We start from the raw sequence: 22,139 nt of genomic DNA on the forward strand, positions 1-22,139 counted from the left end.
ATCTATGGCGAAAAGTTATCCCGCCGTAACCTTGGTCAGCGCCTTGTCAATCGCGCCAACAATTTCATCCAGATTGGCCTTGGTACAGATCAGGGCTGGGCTGAGGCACAGGGTATTGTTATGCCCGTGCAAGCTGCGGTTGGTTGCTCCGATAATCACACCCTGGGCAAAGCAGTCTGCGACAACGGCCTGGGCCACGCTTTCATCCACAGGCTGTTTGGTTTTCCGGTCGACCACAAGCTCAAGCCCACAGAAAAGACCCTTGCCACGCACATCGCCAACAATCTGGTGTTTGTCCTTCAGACCGTGCAGGCGGTCCATCAGATACGCTCCCATTCTGGTGACGTTATCAAGCAGGTTTTCCTCTTCGATGATCCGCATATTTTCCAGCGCTGCAGCAGGACCTGCAGCACAGCCGCCAAAGGTCGAGATATCGCGGAAATAGCTCATCGGATCACTGGGGTTGTTCTTGAACTCGTTGAACACCGCTTCGGTGGTTACGGTACAGGAAATCGCTGCATAGCCCGAGGCAACGCCCTTGGCCATGGTCACGATATCAGGCTTGATATCATAGTGCTGATAACCGAACCATTTACCGGTGCGACCCAGACCACAAACGACCTCGTCAATGTGCAGCAGGATGTCGTACTTTTTGCAGATCTCCTGTACCTTCTGCCAATAGCCTTCCGGTGGGGTGATCACACCACCGCCAGCCGTTACCGGCTCCAGCACGATGGCCCCCACAGTATCGGGACCTTCACGCAGGATCACTTCTTCGATTGCCAGCGCCGCCTTGATACCATAGTCATCGCACTCGCCATACTGGGAACGGTATTCACAACAGTGCGGAACCTCGACAAAACCGGGCGTGAAAGGACCGTACTGGTCCTTGCGTTGCGCCTGGCCGGAAGAGCTCAGCGCGGTAATGGTCGTTCCGTGGTAATCGCGGTCGCGATAGAGGATCTTGTGCTTCTTGCCGCCATATTTGTTATGCGCGATCTGGCGAACAATCTTGTAGGCCTTCTCGTTGGCCTCAGAACCCGAGTTCGAGAAATAGACCCGGCTCATGCCGGGCATTTTCTCGATCAGTTTTTTCGAAAACTGGGAACCCGGTATTGATCCGGCGGACTGGGCAAAGTAGTTCATCTTGACCAGCTGATCACGCACGGCATTGGCAATGGTCTCACGGCCATAGCCCACATTGACCGTCCATACACCGCCAGAAACCGCGTCGAGGTATTTGTTACCCTTGGCATCCCAGACATGAATGCCCTTGCCCTCGATCATGATCATCGGGTCAACAGTTTCGTATTTTTTATGCTGGCTTAGGTGGTGCCATACGTGGGCACGATCGTTTTCGATAACTTCGCTAAAATCGTTCGTCTGTTCAGATAAAGTCATATTTCAATCCACTACTGCAGGTTTGTCCCTGACACCGCATCCCGGAACGGTAGAACAGTAACCTTTGTTCCAGAGATTCCGCTGTCGCGGTTTTGAGGTGTCAGACAAACGACGTCAACAACAAGAAGAAGACCAAACTGGCTAATCTCAGACGGGTCTCTTATTATCGACAAGTGTCACACAGTCGATGAAAAAAACGATAGCTCCAGTTTGAGTAAATTGATAAAGCCACTTTAGAAAAAGAAGGATTTATCCTAAAGGACTGACAACCACTTTCCCCTGTCTGCTCTCCTTAATCCTCCCCCCAAAAATAACCGGAGCAGTTTCTACGCTGCTCCGGTTTTCAAATCCATCTGGAATCAAAAGATGTGACGGGGTCTAGAGTTTCGAGAAATCAAAATCTACCCAATAGGGGTAATGATCCGATGACTTGTTATCTGTATCAATCTTGCTGGCTGCCACGGCCTTGCCCAGGCTTGGCGAAACAAAGCAATAATCCAGTCGGCCATAGGGCGGGCAGCTATCCCCCTCTTCTTCTGCATGTCCTGCAAGAGTCCAGCTATCCATCAGGTGACGTCGGGTAGCAACCCGGCCGTACCAGCGACTTTTCGGGCCGACAAAATCGCTATATCCGGGATCATAGTGACAAAGATTCATATCCCCGGTCAGGATGACATCTTCGGGTACTGCCGGTTCTCCCCCCACGCCCCAGTTCCCGTTTTTGGGGTCACCACCACTCCAAGCCAGTCCGGTGGCGGGTGCATCATTGATAATCTCCATGACCTTTTCGATCTGTGGTGCCTGCAATTCGGGGCAGATATGATTTAGATGGGTGTTATACAGTCGTATCCGGCGTCCTTCCCATTCAATCAGGGCTTCCTGTAACCCGCGTTGCAGGCTGAACTGTGGAGAGACAACTGCTGTGCCCGGCAACAGAAATGTTCGCAGAGAAAGCAGCGGCACGCGCGACAAAATCATGGTGCCGTGCTGACGGCGCCTTTGAATCAGCTTGCCGGTTTCATCCCGGTAACTGCCATCAAGATCGCAATGCCCGCCAAACGCAGAATAATGATCCGGAAAAGCCGCTGCGATACGACTGACCTGATCATCGTGGTTCGTTCGTTCCCAATGGCGTTCAACCTCCTGCAACATAATAATATCGGCACCAGCCAGACTGGCAATAATCCGCTCCAGATCATAAACCCCATCCTGCCCGGTCCCATACTGAATATTGTAGCTCACCAGTTTCATATCTGAATCCCCTGAATAAAGTCTGCCCTAGCGGCTTTTCTCTCTCTAGTTTTACCGATCATCTGCTTGAAATAAATTGTTATTTTTTTATTTCACCCGGATATTTTTAACGTCAGCAGGCCAGTATTTCCGCCATGGTCAGCCCGAATGGCAATCAAGTGCATAAACTCGGTAATTGAAGACAACTTTTCCACTGGATTACCCCAATAATGGGCGCCTACGTGCTTTAACTGGAGATACCCAATGAAACAGATCAACGATTTTCAGCTGAGCCGTCGCTCAGCCCTGAAGGGCGCAGCTGCCCTTGGCGCGGCCGGACTGCTGCTGCCAACTGCTGCCAAAGCTGAAACACCCAAAAAAGGTGGCACCCTGCGTATGGGTCTTGCCGGTGGTGCGTCTTCTGATACGCTTGATCCAGCAAAGTTTACCGACCATTTTCCGGTAACGCTTGGCTATCAGCTGCGTAACCTGCTGGTCGAAGTCGACACACACGGCGCAGCCATCCCTGAGCTGGCAGAAAGCTGGGAAGCCAGTGCTGATGCCAAGGAATGGACTTTCAAGATCCGTCAGGGAGTTGAATTCCACAACGGCAAAACCCTCGATGCAGACGATGTGATCTTCTCTCTCAACCATCACCGTGGTGAGAAATCGGAATCCGGCGCCAAAACCTATGGTGACCAGATGGCTGACATTGTCAAAACCGGCTCCCATGAAATCCTGATCAAACTGCACGACGGCAACGCCGACCTGCCATTCCTGCTGTCTGATTACCACTTTATGATTGCGCCTGCCGGGACAACAAACTGGGACGAAGGCATCGGAACAGGTCCGTTTATTCTGGAAGAGTTTGTTCCTGGCACCAGTTCCCGGGTACGCAAAAACCCGAATTACTGGAAAGAAGGCCGCGCCCACGTTGACGCTGTTGAAATGCTTGTCATCAACGACGTTCAGGCCCGTATTTCCGCGCTGCTGACCAAACAGGTTCACCTGATCAACAAAATTGATCCAAAAACTGTTGGCCTGCTGAAACGCAACAAGGAACTGCAGCTGCTCCTCACCAAAGGTGGTCAGCACTATCCATTCCTGATGAACACCAGTGCAGAGCCTTACAGCAATCTTGATCTGCGTCTGGCCGTCAAGTATGCGGTTGATCGTGAACAGATGGTCAAAACCGTTCTGCGTGGGTATGGAACTGTTGGTAACGACCACCCGATCCCGCAGAGTGATTTCTTCCACGCTGCTGACCTGCCACAGCGTGCCTATGATCCGGACAAGGCGGCTTTCCACTTCAAGAAAGCCGGTATGGACGGTCAGGCCCTGACCCTGCACACCTCTGAAGCTGCGTTCTCTGGCGCGGTTGATTCTGCAGTACTTCTCAAGGAATCTGCGGCAAAAGCGGGTATCACGGTTGATGTTGCGCGCGAGCCAGCTGATGGTTACTGGTCCAACGTCTGGATGAAAAAGCCTTTCGCGGTTTCCTATTGGTCCGGTCGCCCTACGGCTGATCTGATGCTTTCTGTTGCTTACCATTCAAAAGCCGAATGGAACGACACTTACTGGAAGAACGAACAGTTTGACCAGTTGCTGGTTGCCGCACGTAGCGAGCTGGACGACACCAAGCGTCGGGGCATGTATCACGACCTGCAGATGTTGGTCAGCGATGATGGCGGGGCAATGATCCCGATGTTTGTTGACTTTATCGATGCCGGCCTGAGCAGCGTCAAAGGCTATGAGCCTCGCAAGACCGGTTACCTCAGCGGTGACCGTGCTGCCGAAGTTGTCTGGCTCGAAGAGTAATCCTGAGCTTTACGACAAGGTGAAGATCTTTTGTTAAAACGGGGCCTGTCTGCCATGACAGGCCCCGTTTTACGTTACAATACAACAATATCCGGCAGAGACGAATTTACAGATATTTTACCCAGGTTCCTTCCGAGACAAGATCAAGTCCCTGCAGATCGTTGCAGGCTTCGGCCACTTTCCAGATCGGCTCCAGATAGAGTTCATAAGAAGAATGATGGATCGGCAGGATTTTTCCGGGTTTGAGCAGATCAATCATCTTTCGTAAATTTTCTGCCCCCATACTTATCTGTCCCAGTGGACCTGTCGTGCCAACCGCCCCGAGATGGGGCACAAGAATATCAGGAGAACCCAGCGGGTTCAGCGCTGTCTTCACCGTTTCTGTGGCAAAGCTGTCTCCGGTCCAATACAAGCTCTTGCGCCATTCCCCCGATCTGAATTCGAACCAGTAACCATTCCCCTGCCCCAGGATTGCGGCGATTTCCTGATTCTCTGAATGTTCCGCGGGAATGCCTGTGACCACAATTTCACCATTTTCACTCGGCAGAACCACGCTTTCTCCCCAAGCCAATGAGCGCACAGAAGAAAACCCCTTTTCTTTAAGTGCGGGGGTATCTGCAACCGGAGCAATCACCGGAAGACCACGATCAAGAACGGCTTCGGCTTTCTGGTCAAAATGATCTTCGTGCAGGTGACTGATCAGCAGGTGATCTATCCAAGCCAGATCTATTCCTGGAAATTGCGTTTTTCGCAGGTGATCTTTGATATTTGGCCCTCTGGCAAGATCAAACATTTCGTTAGGATCTCCCATTCGAAAGGCATTGTGTCCTTCACCGAATGCCGGATCACTCAAAAGAGTCAAACCGTCAAAGCAGATCAGCATCGTTGCACCACCCAGCCAGCATATCTCCAGACCAGGTGAGGCTGGCTTGGCCGCCCTTGCAGAGTTGCTGGGTAATGAGAAAAGCACAGAAGCGGCAGTGCCCCCGAGCGACGCTTTCAAAAATTCCCGACGTTGCATAAAACCTCCTGTTGCCGTGGGTACAGGAGCACTATAAAGATGAGAATTGTAGTAAATAGACATATAATATTAAACTTATTAACTGATAAATTCAGCCAATGGCAAATCTGACACAAATCCAGACCTTCATCGAAGTCGCCCGCTGCAACAGCTTTGCGCAGGCCGCGCGGCGGTTGTCGCTGCCCCGATCCACTGTAACCGCAAGAATTAAAGCCCTTGAAGAGAGGCTTGCTGTACGGCTGTTTCACCGGACCACAAGACAGGTTTCCCTGACCAACGAGGGACAAAGTTATTTCAGCTCCTGTGAGGATGCCCTCGAAGCATTGGTGCAGGCAGAAGAAGAAATGTCACAAAAGGAAAAGCTGACAGGCCCCATCCGTCTCTCTGTACCGATCGACTATCCAAAACCGGAACTGGCACGATTTCTCCATGCCTTCACAACACAACATCCCGGCGTGCAGATCTTTATCGAGGTCAGCGATCAAACTGTTGATTTTATCTCGGATAACTTTGACCTTGCCCTCCGTGGACGGCATCCAGGATCGCCAGGATTGACAGCCCGCCGGTTAGGCGTGGGGATGCTATCTCTCTATGGCCTGCCCTCTTTGGCCGTTCCGTCACAAACAGCCAAGCTCGAAGACTTCACAATTTTAGACCCGGCAAAAATTCTGCCTCCACACCTGCAGGCGGTCACAAAAAGCCATCATATTGTAACCGACAGTTTCGAATTAACAAAAACCCTGGTTCTTGAAGCAGATGATAACAATTGCAAGCTGGCGGCATTTTTACCAGACTCACTTTGTTCAGAAGATGTTGCTTCAGGCAAACTCATGAAACTGGATCATCGCAACCTGATCCCTGAAATTGGGGCAACACCAGAACTGCCAGTTTATATCGTTCTGCCTTCGCGTTCGCAAATTCCCAGACGGGTCAGGGCCTTTATCGATTTTCTCCTCTCCCGAAGCGAGAATAGAGGGACACCAATCCAGGAGAAAAACACCCAGACTTCTTAAAAAAAACCACTTCAGTTATTTTTAAAAACCATTTACAAAGCAAAGTCTTAGAACATAAAAATTATTGCATTAAATCACTTACCCTCTATTTCCGTTCCTTGTCCCAGGAACACAACATTTAGTAAAACGCTTCTTGTTAAACTTTGATTAGGACAAATTGCACACAATCGTATGTAATTTGTTGAATACAAATCAACGATTCACGGCTGTTTTTACGGCACAATACCCGAGTAAATCACTCAGAATAAACCACTGGGAAAGCGGTAGTCTCGCGATAAACTGTAACGGAATAACTTTAAGCGTAACAATGTACGAAATGAAGATTCTTCCCCCCTTTAAAGAACAGCAAGCAACAAGGGCGCTCTGTATGTTAAACACTATTTTCTCCAGATCAAATGCAGCTCGTAACGACACAAAACCAACTGCCCACCGACAGAACAAGCTCAGCAAAAATGAAATGCAGTCCATGCTTGCTGCCCTTGATAAGTCGCAGGCCGTAATCCAGTTCAAACCTGATGGCACTATTATCAGTGCGAATGAAAATTTTCTCGCGGCGATCGGGTACAGTCTTGAAGAAATTCAAGGCAAACATCACAGCATGTTTGTCACCCCGGAAGACGCCAACAGCCCTGAGTACCGGGCATTCTGGGATAGTCTTCGCCAGGGTAAATATCAGGCTGCCGAGTATCGACGCATTGGAAAAGGTGGCAAGGAAGTCTGGATCCAGGCCTCATATAACCCCATTATGGGAAGAACAGGGAAAGTAACCTCTGTTGTCAAATACGCCACAGATATTACAGCCCAGGTGTTACAAAACGCAGACTTCAAAGGCCAAATCTCTGCAGTCAACAAATCCCAGGCGGTAATCTCTTTTAACCTTGATGGTACAATTATTGATGCCAATGACAATTTCCTTGGCGCAATTGGCTATAGCCTGCCGGAAATCCAGGGCAAACATCACAGCATGTTTGTCGAGACAGAAGAAGCTCAAAGCCCTGAATACAAGGCATTCTGGGAAGACCTGCGTCAGGGGAAATACCAGGCGGCTGAATACAAACGTATCGGCAAAGGCGGCAAGGAAGTCTGGATCCAGGCCTCCTATAACCCGATTTTTGACCCAACGGGCAAACCCTTGAAGGTGGTTAAATACGCCACAGATATCACAGAACAAATTCGTCTCCGCCAGGAAGCACAACGGGTCGGCAAGCTGGTAGATGAAAACCTTGACCGAATTCTGCAGTCGGTCACGGACGCCAATTCACAATCGTCAACCGCGGTTTCTGCCTCCGACCGAACCCTGCAAACAGTGCAGTCCGTCGCTGCGGCGGCTGAACAATTTGAATCTTCAGCCCATGAAATCGCAAGAAGCATGGGAACATCCAAACAGGATGTCGATAAGGCCATGCAGGAAACGACCAGTGCAGATCAGGCGACACAGCAGCTGACCACGGCTGCCCAGGCGATGAACAATGTTGTCGTTGTTATTCAGGAAATTGCCGGACAGATTAATCTGCTGGCCCTGAATGCGACAATTGAATCTGCCCGGGCGGGGGAAGCAGGGAAAGGCTTCGCCGTTGTCGCATCAGAGGTAAAAACACTGGCCAATCAGGTTGCCCAGGCAACAGAGCAGATTTCCTCGGAAATCTCCAACATGCAAAACGTCTGTGAAGAGGTTGTTGGCGGTCTGAAAAGTATCCGCAATGCTGTCGGATCGGTCGAATCAAGTGTTACTGCTGTTGCTGGAGCTGTCGAGGAACAAACCGCAACGACCCGGGAAATCACCGTAAATATGCAATCCGCGGCCTCGGCTGTCAGTGAAGTCAACAGCAGTCTGGATTCAATTTCCCGTGCAGTGAAAGACGCAAATGCCTATGCCAAGGAAGGCACGGAGCTCTATCGCAGCCTGCAAAACGGATAGAGATAACAAACAGCAGTTTCTGGCTTGCCTGAGCCCTACAGCAGGCCAGAAACTGTTTTATTAACCTCAAAGGGCTCTACCCCGTCTCTCTCTGTCCCCGCTCAAAGCGAACCCTTTGGATCAATCCTGCCCTTTACGTCAAAGTGAAGATCTTTTGTTAAAACGGGGCCTTTCTGCCATGACAGGTCCCAGTTCTTTTATCTTCCGGACTATCCCGGCACAAAAATCAAAAAAATACCTCACGCTTGCCCCTTAAGAGACAAAAGCCAATCTTTCCTGATTCTGCCCCACAGACGTACAAAGGCTCCCAAGCGGGACAAGAACCTTATTGATTTTCTGCCATCAAATCAGGCACATTTTCGTGATGCGCACTGCGTTCAAACCGCACCTTGCGGATAAGCCCGTTTTCGATTTCGTAAATCGCAACAGCGTGTAAAACATTATGTCCGGGAAAGCCGACGATTTCTTCCTGGTCAATCACAACCTGCCCAAGAGCAATACGATTAATCAGCTTCGCGTGTAATTCCGGATTGCTGAAACGATCGGCGTAATTTTTCCGAAAGGCTTCCATCCCGCGAAAGAGGAGCTTGTTTCCAACCAGAAGTTCAACAACAATTTTGGGGCTATAGCAGGCGCAGAAAGCATCAAGATCCCGCGCATTGTACGCAGCAAGCTGTTTTTTAACGACTTCGACTGGCGTCATCATCACATCCCTGTTCCAGAGAAAAGAAGAAATTTCCAAAACTGACCGCCAAAAGTCGCCTGACGGCTATTCTTGATACGGGATCTTGGCATGACAAATCGGCGGCGACAACAACCAATGATATACCGACAGAAACGACAACAGGGCGGGAAAAATCCCACCCTGTTGTTTTACTGCAGTTCCTGTTGCACAACGTCTTCTTTAACGTTGACGCCAGGCTTGGGTTCTTTTTTCCAGTGCTTTCGCCACAAACATATGCAGCACTCGCGCAATGGCGTTGGTATAGAAAATCATCATCCCCATGGCAGCCGCCGGGGCGATATCCCCAGCATCATCCATGTTAAGAACCGCAACCGAAGCCAGTTGGGTATGGGTTGAATAGATAAATACCACTGCAGATACTGTTGTCATCGCATTAACGAAAAGATAAATCGCGATTTCCAGTACAGCAGGCGTACAAACCGGGACCGTCACCCGCAGGAACATCTTGTAAAAAGGTTGCTGCAGGGATTGAGAAACCGATTCAAATTCCTTGTCCATCTGCTTCAAGGCCGTCATCGCCGTCAAGTGTGCCACCGTATAGAAGTGGGTCACCGTCGAGACAACCAGAATGGCCATGGTGCCATAGATGAAGTTGAAAGGATTATCCGGGTTGTTAAAGAAGAAGATATAGGAAAGTCCCAACACCATCCCCGGAACAGCCATCGGCATCATTGCCAGGAACTGGAACAGGGTCCGCCCTTTTTCAACACCACGGCCTTTTTCAACCATGTAAGCCCCGGTAAAGACAACAATCGTCCCTACAGCAGCAGTCCATAGCGCCATCTTGATCGAGTTATAATAGGCATCCCAGCCGCCCCCATCCATCAGGTCAAAGTTATAATGTTGCAAACCGATGTCCAGATTATAAGGCCAGAATTTTACAAGCGCTGCAAACTGACAGGTCGCCAGAATGGTCACGATGATCAGGACAATTATACTGCTGTAACTCATCATCAGGGCATCAAAGCGAATGTCAGGTTTGGGTTCGTAGGGAACAGCCCGTGCAGAAAGCTGGGCCACCTGTTTTTTCTGGACCTGTCTGTCCACATAAAACGCGAAGATCGCCGGGATCAGCAGGACCACAGAGACAACCGCCCCCATTGAGAAGTTCTGCTGCCCGATCACCTGCTTGTAGATATCCACGGCCAGCACGTTGTACTGTCCACCGATCACCTTCGGCACCCCGAAGTCTGTGATCACAAGCGTGAAAACCACAAAGGCAGCAGAGATCAGGCCATATCGTGCCCCCGGCAATGTCACCGTCCAGAAAATTTTCCATTTCGAGGCCCGCAAGACCGTTGCAGCTTCATAAAGGCGTCCGTCAGAAATCGCCAGCGCAGTCATAATGATCAGCAGCGCATGGGGAAAGGTAAAGAAAACCTCGGCAATAATAATCCCCAGGGGACCATAGATCTCGTGGCCAAACAGCATCCACTTGAGATATCCCTGTTTGCCGAACATATAGATCAGACCGATCCCCGGCAGCAGGGAAGGCACCAGAATGGGCACCATGGCCATAATCTTGAAGAACCCCTTGAAACGCATACAGCTGCGCGTCAATGCATAGGCATAAAAGAAGGCCAGGGTGACCGTTATCACCATTGTCACGATCGAGATAAAGACCGAGTTCTCGATAGAGTTGAACAGCGCAGGGGTCGAGAAGTAATTGATATAGTTGTCCAGGCCGATAAAGGCACCGTCCTTGTCTTCGAAGGATTTGGACAGCATGGCGTAGAGCGGAAATGCCAGAGCAACAACCAGATAGGTTCCGATCATCAGCATGAAGGCGCGCATGGTCCAGTCATCGCGACTGGCCTTGGCCTTCACCTCCCGCCGGGTGTTGGGAAGAGTGACATTAGCCATTGTTGCTTGCCCCCGGATAGATCGTCAAACGGTCCTTGGGGATAGAAACACGAATTGTATCGCCTTCTTTCACACCAGTACGGCGAACCATGTTGATGGAAAAATCCCCTTTGATATGTGCATCAGCGCTTGCCGATTTGCTCATGAGGTCAACACGGAAAAACGACCCCATAAATTCCATATACTTGATTTCCGCCTCAAAGGAGTTCGGCAGCTCGGTGGCATCTTCCTGAACCAGCATGTTTTCCGGGCGGAAAGCGACAAGAATATTCCCTTTGGGCCCGGTCCCTTGCACTTCACACTGCAGCTCGACTTCGCCCATTTTAAGCTTGGTGCCACCATTGAATTCGCCAGGAATGAAGTTCATGGTACCGATAAAGTCAGCGACAAAAGCAGTGGCCGGATCACGGTAAATCTCTATCGGTGTTCCAACTTGTTCAATCACTCCATTGTTCATAACAACAATACGGTCCGCCATCGTCAGGGCTTCTTCCTGATCATGGGTCACCATAACGGTCGTCACGCCAAGTGTCCGTTGCAGTTCCTTGATTTCATGGCGCAGATGTGCCCGCACCTTGGCATCTAACGCAGAAAGAGGCTCATCAAGCAGCAAAAGGCCGGGATTTGTCGCGATGGCGCGCGCCAAGGCAATTCGTTGCTGTTGCCCGCCAGAAAGCTGAGCCGGATACTTATCAGCCTGCGAGGCCAGGCCAACCAGTGCCAGCAGTTCATCAACCCGCTTGTTGATCTCTGCTTTGCTATGTCCACGATTTTCCAGGCCATAGGCAATATTTCTGCGGATGGTCAGGTTCGGGAACAGGGCATAGGACTGGAAGACAATACCAAAATCCCGCTCGCTTGGTGGCAGATTGGAAACGTCTTTCCCGGCCTGGGTTACCTTGCCAAAGGTCTGGATATCAAGACCTGCAATCGCACGCAACAAGGTGGTTTTGCCGCAGCCGGATGGGCCGAGGAAACACACAAACTCGCCTTCATAAATTTCCAGAGTGATATCTGACAAGGCCGTAAAGGAACCAAAGTTTTTGGTCAGGTCAGTCGTTGTCAGATAAGGTTTTCGCCCGGTATCACTACCGACAGTATTTGCGCTCATTGCCATTCCTCTCAAGCGGCCCAGTGGCACAGTTTTTCTGTGCTCAACCTTCAGGCAGCGATTCTTTAACAGTCTCTCTGTTTTTCGTCTCAGCGATCTCTTGTGAAAGAGCCGGATAACCAGACACCAAAAACCGATTATCCAAAGCTTAAGCCGGACAGAAGTCTACCACATAAACAATCGCTGAAAATTACTGTTCCGGAACTCTGGTTTTCCAAGGATATTCCCGGAAAAATCAGGCTGTAAAAGACGATACATCCTGTATCAACAGAACAGCTCCGGATTTGAACACTGCTCTCTGGCCGTAGCCAGAGAGCAGGTCCATGGTCTTATAGACCCGAAATCAGAAACTTATTCTTTTGGCTCTGATTTTGAATCATACCGGTTTGTCCATTCTGCCAGAATGGCATCACGGTTGTTGGCTGACCACTCAAAATCCATCGCAATCATGCTATCCGTGATGTTCTCAGGATAGAATTCGATCGGCTTGGAAACACCAGGCATCGCCACGACAGCATAACCCTGGTTGTAATGTTCCATAGCAGGTTTGGATACGATGAAGTCCATCAGCTTTTTCGCAGCATCAAGGCTGTCAGTTCCCTTGACGATAGCAGCTGCTTCCATTTCCCAACCAACACCTTCAGTTGGAATCACGATCTCCAGAGGAGCCCCCTGTGCCTTGGATTTTGCAGCACGGAAAGCAAAGGAGATCCCAATCGCGACTTCACCGGCAGCAGCCTGTTTACAAGGCTTGGAACCGGAGTGCGTGTAGGCACCGATGTTTTCATGCAAGTCGTCCATATAGGCCCAACCGTCTTCTTCACCGAACATCTGCAGCCAGCTGGCAACATCCAGGAAGCCAGTGCCGGAAGATCCGGGGTTTGGCATAGCGATGTGACCTTTGTAGACAGGTTTGGTCAGATCAGCCCAGGATGTCGGCATTGGCAGGTTATTGGCCTCAGCTTCAATCGTATTTACGCAAACAGCAGCAACCCAGGCGTCCATCCCGGCCCATACCGGATTGTCAGAGTTATCACGGAAACGGCTGTCCAGCTTTTCTACGCCGACTGGGGCATAGGTTTCGAACATGTTTTCCTTTTTCATCAGCAGAAGACTGGAGCCAGCAAGACCCCAGACCACGTCAGCCTGTGGATTGTCTTTTTCAGCCAGAAGTTTCGCTGTAACAACACCCGTGGAATCACGCACCCAGTTGATGGTGATATCGGGGTGTACTTCATTGAAGGCCGCGGCATAACGCTTGAGATCTTCGGCTTCAACTGCTGTATAAACGGTCAGTTCTTCTGCAGCAGCACTCCCCGCCATAAAGCCAAGAGCTGCAATTGTTGCAGCAACACCGCCGAGCAGTTTTCTGTTGTAGGATTTGGTCATTCTTTCACGCTCCTCATGATGATCGCCCGCGGAGGATTTCCCCCCGAGCATCCCTATTCGGTTTATTACCCGTGCCGTCTATAGCGGCACTTTGTTACAAACTTGCTAAGTCTTTGTTACGCAATTACTTCGCATCCAAAAACCTTCCCGAGCTTGCGCCCGGTTCCGAAATCATTCCCTTCCTCCGCTGCCTCCAACGGACAGGAAAGGAACCCTTTCCCTGCCGAGGCTGTCCTGCCGACAGCCCCTGACATATCCGGCAAGCCGGAATTTCATCTCCTAGCCATTCGCTTCCGCGACAGTGGTTCCTTCACTTTTTGGACGCACACGCAAACGGCTTTCACGCAACTCCCCACTCGCATCCAGAATGGGATAGGCGACGGAAGTCAGGTGAGAGTTAATTCTTTTCAGATCACGGATCATATCAATGTGCAGGGCCGAGGACTCGATCGATTCAATCCGGCCATCCCGCAACCGCTGAAGATGCTTTTCTCCTGCGGCTTGTTCCATCGTACGAAACTGTTCCTTCCCCGCGATCAACTGGCGCGCGATATCAACATCACCCGAGACAAAAGCGGTCATGGCCAGCTGCATCTGATCCAGTGTACGGCGGTGAAGCTCTACCAGTTCCTTCCAGCCCTGTTCAGAGAATTCCAGCCGTTTCTTGATCTTCTGATTGGCGATTTCCAACAGGTTTTTGTCAATGATATCGCCGATGTGTTCAAGGTTTGTGGTGAAAGCAATCAACTCGACACAACGCGAGCTGGTTTCTTCATCCAGCTCGTTCTTGCTCACCTGGGTCAGGTAAAGCTTGATGGCCTCATGCAGATCATCAACCAGGTCATCCGACTTGCTCACTTCCTCCAGCAGAACAGGGTCGTTCCCGGAAAAAACCTCAATAACCCGGCGAAGCATATTCTCGACAACATCTGCCAGTCGCAGAACCTCACGCGTGGCACAGGCAACAGCCACGGTTGGGGATTTTATCACTGTCACATCCAGATATTTGGGCCGCAGGTCATCCGCAGACCCAGGTTTGTCCGGCAACACCCGGGCCATAAAGTGGGTCATAAGACCAATAAAAGGCAGGAAGACAAGAGCCAAAGCAAGATTAAAGGCCGTATGGAAATTGGCAATCTGGCGACCAAGATCCGGGCCACTGATTTCAGCAACATAAGGGCCGATCAGTTTCATAAACGGCAGGATCATCAACACACCGAGCAAGCGGAACAGAAAGTTCCCCACAGGAATGCGACGGGCTGCGGGCACTTCGGCCATGGTCAGAGCCATTGGTACAATCCCTGCCCCGACGTTTGCCCCAAGAACAAGGGTCAGCCCCAGTGCTGGAGGCACAACACCCGCAAGGGTCAGAGACATGATCAAAAGGACCATCGCAACGGAAGAATGGGTTACCCAGGTAATCAGAGCTGCTAGGATCACCGCGATAACAGGCTCTTCAGAGAGCGGGATCAGGATATTCTGCAGGGTGACACTATCCCGCATGGGTTCAGAAGCTGCAACAACCAGCTTCAACGACAGCAACATCAACCCCAAGCCAATTAACACACGCCCCATGTGGCGCAAGGTCATACTGGGACGGGTAGTAAACAGGACAAACCCGAGCAAGATCAAGACCGGTGAGAGCCAGGAAATATCAAGGGAAAGAACCTGCACAACGAGCGTAGACCCGACATCGGCCCCGAGCATAACCGCCAGAGCCGGAGCAATGGCAATCAGGCCCTTACCGGCAAACGCCACTGTCAACAACGCCGTTGCAGTTGAGCTCTGCAGGATACCGGCCATACCGATCCCCATGCCAAATGCCGTCACGGTATTTCGTGTTGCCGAGCCAAGAAAACGGCGAAGATGGCTACCATAAGCGCGCATTACTCCTGTACGCACCATACGTGTCGCCCACAGTAACAGCGCCACACCACCCGCAATTTTCAATAAAAGCTCGAAACCCGACACGATTGTTTACTAACCTCGCCCTGCTATTCTTTTTTATGCCACTTTGTCTGCCTTACTTATCCTGATGACAAAATCCACGAGATAAACAAGACACCAGAATTTGTTACCCGATTCATCATACCGACACAAGAAACGGTTCATAAAACTGTCATATTTATAAAACATTTATGTCACGAAGAATTTGTGACATTAAACGCAACAAATCAACACATTTTTGATATTATCACATATTTTACAAACATTTTCTCTGAGAAATTAGTATTTCAGCGAAATTCCTCTTCACATATTTCTTTATATTTACATTGTGAACCGAGAAATAATATACTTCAAATCGATAATTCACATGATATACATAGATATTATCTATTTATATCCTTGAAAGCCCTCGCCACAGGCGGTCATCCAGACAGATTGAAATCGTGGTGCACCAGCATGACAGCTCCGCAGGAACCTCTCCACCTCAATCGATACTTCACATCATGACGGGCCTTGTAAACCACAAGGCCCGTTCAAAGGTCCGCCTTGCTGCAAAAGCTACAGACTTGGCCCGGGGGCCTTCAGAGCGTGCTTCAACAACCCCTTGGTCACATAGTCAAATGCCTCGTCCATAGAATCGGTCACAAGATACAGATCAAGATCCTCTTCACTGATGGTGCCAAATTCACAAAGAGCTTCAAAATTGATTACCTTGTTCCAGTAATCCGAACCATAGAGAACAATCGGCATCTTCTTTCTGATTTTCTGTGTCTGGATCAACGTCAGCAACTCACAGAATTCGTCGAGAGTTCCAAAGCCTCCGGGCATGACCAAGACTGCTTTGGCCAGATAGATAAACCAGAATTTACGCATGAAGAAATAATGAAACTCAAGCGCCAGTTCCCTTGTGATATAGGGATTTTCATTTTGCTCGAATGGAAGAGAGATATTGAGGCCAACGTTAACCCCCTTCTCTTCCGAGGCACCCCGGTTTGCCGCCTCCATAATACCGGGACCACCTCCGGTACAGACCACAAAACGACGCTCTTCATCTCCAAGTTCCTTGGACCAGCGTGTGAAACGGCGCGCCAGTTCACGAGTTTCCTCGTAATAGCGCGACATCTTCATCATCTTTTCGGCCTTCTCAAGCCCTTCACCAGTCCTCTTGGCTTCCGCTACTGCCTTTTGAGCCGTCTCTTCCGACTGAATGCGGGCAGACCCAAAAAACACAATGGTGTCATCCACGTTAAACTCTTCAAAACGCGTCTGCGGCCCGAAATACTCGGATAGAATCCTGAGCGCCCTGGCATCAGGCGAGTTCATAAAGTCTGGATCGTGATAAAACTTGGGAATGTCGCTTGAACTGATTACCATATACTGCCTTTCAAATTGACTTGTCCTGCAACCTGGGCCCACCCAACTGCCCCAAGATCCAAAAATACGATCAGAACAAACAGGTCAGTGCGGGACCACAGCAGGTTACACACCTGATATATTAGACCAAAATTCCTATCTCAGATATTAACAGCAGGTTTTTACACCTGAAAAAATGTAAATTTTACCTCTAAACCTAGACCTCCTCGACAGGCAGAACATCCGGCATTGCTGGCAGGAGATCCGGAGTTTTTATTATTGCTGATCTTTTGCCCAGGCATCGCGTAGCGATGTACCCATCTTATGCAATGCATTATTGACCTGGACCTGATGCGTTTCAGCTTCCGAACTGTACAGGCCACCGTTGTTCCAGACCTCAACCCGGCCAATCATTTCACTCGCTGTCGCCGGATTGAAATAACGGGTGTTCGCATAGAGCACGACTTCGACATTACTGACACAGTTGACCTTGTCGAAAATTATTGTCGTTACCTTGGTATGCAACCAGTAGGCCGATGAACGGGTCAGGCGAAGCTCACCCTCGTTAAAGGCTCCAAACAGGGCGCGCTCAAAGACCTCACGACTCAGTCCACACTGCTCGCTGTAATAATTCAATCCAGATACATTGAGTTTTACATCCCGGACATTCGTCAGAGCCCCCGCAGATGCCGCTGATATACCTCCCGTAATCAGGGCCAGGCCCAGTCCGATAGCCGCCCGCCAGTAATATTTTTTCTTCATTAATTCCTCCCCTGTTACCCTTCTGGTTATCGGATTATTCAACGATACTGCTGCAACAACCCGCATTGCCCTCCGGGCAAGTCTGTTGATAACTCCGGCAGCCACTCTGCCTGTTAAATATGACCCGAACATGACAGCTCAAAAGAGATAATCCGATATCTTCTGCTGTCTTTCGGAGTTTCTGCGCCTTCACTTACTCCAACTTCAAGACTACAATAGATCCGGTCAGAAAAATCGCTATAAATTCAACCTTTAAAAGTATAACTTACTTCTCATTAACCAATTGTCCGTAGATTTTAAAGTGTCCACGGGCTGTAGCCATCAGCCAGTGAGCAACGTTGCTGTTCCAGTTTATTGTAAACAGGCTCACTAACTGACTTGTGCAAGCCAGCCTCGAAGGAGATATCATGCCATATGTATCACGATCTGCTGACGGAAAGATCACCGGCCTGTTTGAAGACACAAAAGAAGGTGCCCGTGAATTTATCGATGCCGATGCCCCCGAAGTGGTCGAGTTCATCCAGAATGTCGGAGAGCAAATAGAAGAGCACAGCGAGGTTATCCAGCAGGAGCTTGCTCAAAGTGACATGGAAATGATCCGTGTTCTTGAGGATCTGATTGCCACATTGATCGACAAACGCGTGATAATGATGACCGACCTGCCCAAAGCTGCCCAGCGCAAACTGGCCACCCGCTACTCCCTCAGAAGCAAGCTTACCGATCTCGGGAACATCGTCGGTGATAATGACGAAATTCTCTTGCCATAAGCCCCTTTGTCACAGCGTGATCTGTCAAAAAAGCAGCAGAGAAGTACAAGCAGAAGTTAGAGACGGGCCCCTGGATGACATTCCCCCCCGGGCAAAAAAAGAAATCGAGTTCTTACTTTTGATATATCATAATACTAAAAAGCAACACCCAGCACCCCCGGAGCTTCCGCAAAGACCGAACAAGCTATGCCCAGATCAATACTTCCCGTAAACTTTGCCGACCAGGCCCCCAAAGCCCGCGTTGTGCAATACAACAAGAAGCGTTACTCGATCCGTCTCGAGCCGGTTTTCTGGCGCGCGCTGGAACATGCAGCGATGGAACACGGGCTTAAACTCGGGAAATTCATCGGAAAGCTCGAACTGGTTTATCAAGGACCAAATTTTTCGTCGTTTCTGCGTGTTTTCTGCATGATCTCAAGCGAACGGCGGCTGGCCGGTGCCGATATAGCCCCCAACAAGAGCATCATCCTGTCCCTTCTTGACGCCAGTCCCAGTCCGGCGGCCCTGCTTTCAGAAGACCTGACAATCATTTCCTGCAACAATGCCTTTTACAACTGGCTCGGGGAAACCAATATCGGTATCGAAGGTGCGAACATCACCCGCCTTTTCCAGTTGCGCAGCAAAGGTCCCTTTCTCGAAAATGTCAAGGACCTGCAGGAATCCCGGCTTCGCAACCTTGATGCCCGCATCATCAGGATGATCCCCGGCAAGGTGATCACGGCGCAGGCCCGACTGGTCAAGGCAAGCATTCTCAATCACAAGAAACAGTATATGGTGATCTGGGTCGCGAGCACACCGCGTATGGCAATCAGCAGAAAGCCCATCGCAAAAAGGCCAGAGGAAGAAGTCTCTCTCCCAGAGGAAAGTACAGCAGCCAGCTGATCTTCGGGTCTGTATTTCTGGAAACTGCCGCAACAGCGCAGACAACACCCCGGTTGCCGAAGATTACGGCCAGGAAAACAGAATGAACCGGGAATTATGAGACAGAACCCGCCTAGCGTTCCGTCTGTATGATAACTTCGCTCTCGCTATAAAGCGTAAGACCACTAGCAAAATTGTAAACATGAAGCCCCGTCACATCTACACCAGAGGCGGTGATATGCTCATGGGAAATTCCGCTATGCACAATCATATCCAGGGTTTCGAGATACACAGGCTGCCCTTCACCGGCGAAGAGCACGACCGCGCCGGAATCATCCGGCAGAAGGTCATCAAGGTGAAGCGCCACAACTTCGTCTTCATCATCAAAAACAGCTTCAAAAGGCGTGAAAAAGAAATCATCAGCATCTTGTTGCCGAGGATCTTTAACAACTCCCTCTTTTACCATTTCAGAATCCAGACCAGTTTTCATACTTCATCTCTTCATGCAGCGAGGCCGCAGTACATCTTGGACTAAGAAATACAACATCCCGATCAAATAACAAGCGCATTTTCCAAACTGACAACAAAAGATAATGGCCAGTTCCTTGTGAACACAAGATTACACCATGTAATCGTAGCATAAAATAATTTTGTCTGCCTAATAATCGTTCAACGACTAATAAAGGAAGTGCAAAATAACCGCATTTCAATTTAAACGTGAAGTAGTTTTTATAAAACACACAACAGACCACCTAACAAAAAAGGGCGCCGAGGCGCCCTTTTTTACGTCTATTACAGAAGCTTGATCAGTCGATCAGACCTTCTGCCCAAGATTTATGATCAACAAGCGCCTGCTCAGGAGCCTCAACACCAAGTGTTGCCATCAGCTGGCCACTCAGAGCAAGGATACGATAAGAAGCGAGCTGCTCGTTTGTCATTGCAGAAATCAGCTGTCCACGAGAAGTGAAGAGTTCGTTTTCAGCATCAAGAACGTCCAGCAGTGTCCGCTGCGCAACATCGAACTGCTCACGATAAGCATCGCGGGTTTCGGTGTTGTACTGAACGGAAGAAGCAAGATCAGTCACGGACTGGCGGGACGCATCCAGCGCAAACCAGGACTGGCGCATTTCGCGCTGGGCATCAACAACAGAGCTATAGCGCTGGTTTTTGCTTTCAGAGAGACGGGCCAGAGCTTCCTGACGGGCTGCACGGTCGATACCGCCGCGGAACAGGTTCCAGCGCAGGCGGAGCATTACAGAGTTGTTCTGCTCATAGCTGCCTGGTGTCGCATCGAACTCGTCACGGTGCTCGGTGGATGCTTCCAGATTAACAGAAGGATAGAAAGGCACTTCGGAAAGTCCCACTTCAGCTTCTGCTGTACGCACATCGGCTTCAAAAATACGGATTGTGGGGTTATCGCTTACAGCGAGATCCACAGCTTCATCAAGACCGGCAGGAAGTGGCGCAGAGAAACCTTCTGGTGTCTCGAGCTCTTCCGGGAAGTGACCAACGATACGGGTATAGTTGGCTTCCGCATCACGCAAATCATTGTAGGATGTCGTCAGCGTGTTACGTGACCGGGCAGAACGGGCTTCAGCCTGGGACACATCAGCGCGGCTGCCGCCACCACCGGAAAGACGCTCTTGCAGGTTCGCAACAATGTCGAGGTGGATCTGCAGGTTCTCTGTTGCCAAAGCAACAAGTTCACGCTGGCGCAGAACTTCAAGATATGCACCGATCGCATCAAGTGTCAGGAACTCGGCGTTTTCGTTTACGCGATTGGCAGCGGATTCGACACGCGCCTTTTCACGATCAACGGTGCTGCCGGCTTCAAAACCGTCAAAAATGCGCTGCTGGAGCGTAATGGAAGCGTCTGTGGGGTTAATCACATCATGCTTACCAGTACCGCCGCCGGCTCGGGAAGTGGAATCGTCATTGCTTTCAATACCGGCACCAGCAGAAAGATCAATCTGTGGAAGGTAGAGACCACGAGCCTGACGAAGCTCCTCATCAACCGCTTCACGGTTGTGGGCAACAACACCGATATCCGGGTTTGTCGCGAGAGCCTGCGTAATTGCTTCTTGAAGTGTTACAGCCTGTGCGGCTGATACGGATGGCAGAACAATAGCACTGGCGAGCAGCGCTGTTTTAAAGTTCGAAACCAAGGTTTTACCAAGTTGGCGCATTGGTACTTTTCCCCCGAATGCTTGTTCGTGACAGCGTCTGTGTCTACGTCCAAATAAATGACTATTCACAACCACCTAATAGAATACTGCAATATTTCTACGTCTTGCACCTCAAACTGTCAACAATCCGATAGGACCACAACCAATTAAGGCACATCTGTTGCAAAAAAATCACAGTCGCATTTCCCCCGATACAACACGACACGCCTCAAGTTGAGAAGACACGAGCATCACAGCTGTAACACGAAAAACACATTTGTTCGCCGCTGAAGGTACGCCAAACATCCCATGTTCTCAAGAAAAAAACTGTTGCCCGGTAAAGTTTTACACAATTTTGTGGCTTTCCGGCAGGATGACAAAACCCATTTATAGTTGCACCGCAAAAATCAACATCGATATCCGCAGAAATAAATTATAAAAAACAGGGTGTTGAGATCTATTCCCCCGAGAGAAAGCCAACCTCAACACGTCTCCACAGTGGCAAAGGCGATTCCGGCACCCCGTCAGAATTTTGAAGGGGCTTGACCCGATCCAGAGATCCACCCGCTTCATCCGGCAGTTCTTCCCCTCTTCGGGCGAACCTTAAACATGATTTTTCAAGGAGGGGACCTGTGCTTCAGCGCCTTTACCCCGAGAAGATGAAAAATGCACTCAGGGAGGAATACTAAAGCGTTTTTCTTTTGATCTGAATCGGTTTCGGGATTCCCAAAAGCGGTATTCTATGATTCACTTTCGGGAGGAGGTGTTTCATGGG

Annotated in this window: 17 protein-coding genes; 5 read left to right on the plus strand and 12 right to left on the minus strand. The window is 50.0% G+C overall.

The features are described 5' to 3' along the window. Positions 1–15: 15 nt before the first annotated feature. Together O4H49_RS19355 and O4H49_RS19360 are read right to left on the minus strand one after the other, a co-directional pair. Positions 16–1,401, minus strand: a complete 1,386-nt coding sequence (locus O4H49_RS19355) for an aspartate aminotransferase family protein (protein ID WP_269425095.1) — start codon at positions 1,399–1,401, stop codon at positions 16–18. A 378-nt stretch (positions 1,402–1,779) separates the two neighbouring features. Beyond that, complete coding sequence (locus O4H49_RS19360; protein WP_269425096.1) at positions 1,780–2,652, minus strand: endonuclease/exonuclease/phosphatase family protein; 873 nt, start codon at positions 2,650–2,652, stop codon at positions 1,780–1,782. Between the two features lie 243 nt (positions 2,653–2,895). Between O4H49_RS19360 and O4H49_RS19365 the strand changes: the two genes are divergently transcribed. After that, on the plus strand, positions 2,896–4,449 hold the full coding sequence (locus O4H49_RS19365) for an ABC transporter substrate-binding protein (RefSeq protein WP_269425097.1): 1,554 nt from the start codon (positions 2,896–2,898) through the stop codon (positions 4,447–4,449). Positions 4,450–4,555: 106 nt separating this feature from the next. Here O4H49_RS19365 and O4H49_RS19370 read toward each other — a convergent pair whose 3' ends face one another. After that, positions 4,556–5,470: an MBL fold metallo-hydrolase gene (locus O4H49_RS19370; protein ID WP_269425098.1), complete on the minus strand. Its 915-nt coding sequence runs from the start codon at positions 5,468–5,470 to the stop codon at positions 4,556–4,558. Positions 5,471–5,568: 98 nt separating this feature from the next. Between O4H49_RS19370 and O4H49_RS19375 the strand changes: the two genes are divergently transcribed. Next, positions 5,569–6,483 carry a LysR family transcriptional regulator gene (locus tag O4H49_RS19375; RefSeq protein ID WP_269425099.1) on the plus strand — a complete coding sequence of 305 codons (915 nt, stop codon included), beginning with the start codon at positions 5,569–5,571 and terminating at the stop codon, positions 6,481–6,483. Between the two features lie 367 nt (positions 6,484–6,850). Next, a complete protein-coding gene (locus tag O4H49_RS19380; RefSeq protein ID WP_269425100.1) occupies positions 6,851–8,401 on the plus strand; it encodes a methyl-accepting chemotaxis protein in 1,551 nt (516 codons plus the stop codon). Positions 8,402–8,726: 325 nt separating this feature from the next. On the opposite strand, the gene O4H49_RS19385 is transcribed toward O4H49_RS19380, so the two are convergent. The 7 genes from O4H49_RS19385 to O4H49_RS19415 form a co-directional block, all read right to left on the minus strand. Continuing rightward, entirely contained in the window at positions 8,727–9,107 is a 381-nt protein-coding gene (locus O4H49_RS19385; protein WP_269425101.1) for a nuclear transport factor 2 family protein, read from the minus strand. Positions 9,108–9,305: 198 nt separating this feature from the next. Beyond that, positions 9,306–11,009 carry a putative 2-aminoethylphosphonate ABC transporter permease subunit gene (locus O4H49_RS19390; RefSeq protein ID WP_269425102.1) on the minus strand — a complete coding sequence of 568 codons (1,704 nt, stop codon included), beginning with the start codon at positions 11,007–11,009 and terminating at the stop codon, positions 9,306–9,308. Next, positions 11,002–12,120, minus strand: a complete 1,119-nt coding sequence (locus O4H49_RS19395) for a putative 2-aminoethylphosphonate ABC transporter ATP-binding protein (RefSeq protein WP_269425103.1) — start codon at positions 12,118–12,120, stop codon at positions 11,002–11,004. Before O4H49_RS19395 ends, O4H49_RS19390 begins: the two co-directional genes overlap by 8 nt. Positions 12,121–12,471: 351 nt before the next feature. Next, positions 12,472–13,509, minus strand: coding sequence for a putative 2-aminoethylphosphonate ABC transporter substrate-binding protein (locus tag O4H49_RS19400; RefSeq protein WP_269425104.1), 1,038 nt, complete (start codon positions 13,507–13,509; stop codon positions 12,472–12,474). 279 nt (positions 13,510–13,788) lie between these two features. Further along, positions 13,789–15,480 carry a Na/Pi cotransporter family protein gene (locus tag O4H49_RS19405; RefSeq protein WP_269425105.1) on the minus strand — a complete coding sequence of 564 codons (1,692 nt, stop codon included), beginning with the start codon at positions 15,478–15,480 and terminating at the stop codon, positions 13,789–13,791. Positions 15,481–16,014: 534 nt separating this feature from the next. Further along, positions 16,015–16,830, minus strand: coding sequence for an LOG family protein (locus O4H49_RS19410; RefSeq protein WP_269425106.1), 816 nt, complete (start codon positions 16,828–16,830; stop codon positions 16,015–16,017). A gap of 255 nt (positions 16,831–17,085) precedes the next feature. Then, on the minus strand, positions 17,086–17,571 hold the full coding sequence (locus O4H49_RS19415) for a hypothetical protein (RefSeq protein ID WP_269425107.1): 486 nt from the start codon (positions 17,569–17,571) through the stop codon (positions 17,086–17,088). Positions 17,572–17,978: 407 nt separating this feature from the next. Here O4H49_RS19415 and O4H49_RS19420 point away from each other — a divergent pair, with 407 nt between their 5' ends. After that, on the plus strand, positions 17,979–18,338 hold the full coding sequence (locus O4H49_RS19420) for a hypothetical protein (RefSeq protein WP_269425108.1): 360 nt from the start codon (positions 17,979–17,981) through the stop codon (positions 18,336–18,338). 186 nt (positions 18,339–18,524) lie between these two features. After that, complete coding sequence (locus O4H49_RS19425) at positions 18,525–19,220, plus strand: ribbon-helix-helix domain-containing protein (RefSeq protein ID WP_269425109.1); 696 nt, start codon at positions 18,525–18,527, stop codon at positions 19,218–19,220. Between the two features lie 112 nt (positions 19,221–19,332). On the opposite strand, the gene O4H49_RS19430 is transcribed toward O4H49_RS19425, so the two are convergent. Beyond that, the gene (locus O4H49_RS19430; protein ID WP_269425110.1) at positions 19,333–19,689 is read right to left on the minus strand and encodes a hypothetical protein; all 357 of its coding nucleotides are present in this window, start codon (positions 19,687–19,689) and stop codon (positions 19,333–19,335) included. A 316-nt stretch (positions 19,690–20,005) separates the two neighbouring features. Then, entirely contained in the window at positions 20,006–21,385 is a 1,380-nt protein-coding gene (locus tag O4H49_RS19435; RefSeq protein WP_269425111.1) for a TolC family outer membrane protein, read from the minus strand. Positions 21,386–22,139 lie beyond the last annotated feature (754 nt).

This window comes from Kiloniella laminariae, assembly GCF_027214005.1.
GTDB lineage: Bacteria > Pseudomonadota > Alphaproteobacteria > Kiloniellales > Kiloniellaceae > Kiloniella > Kiloniella laminariae_A.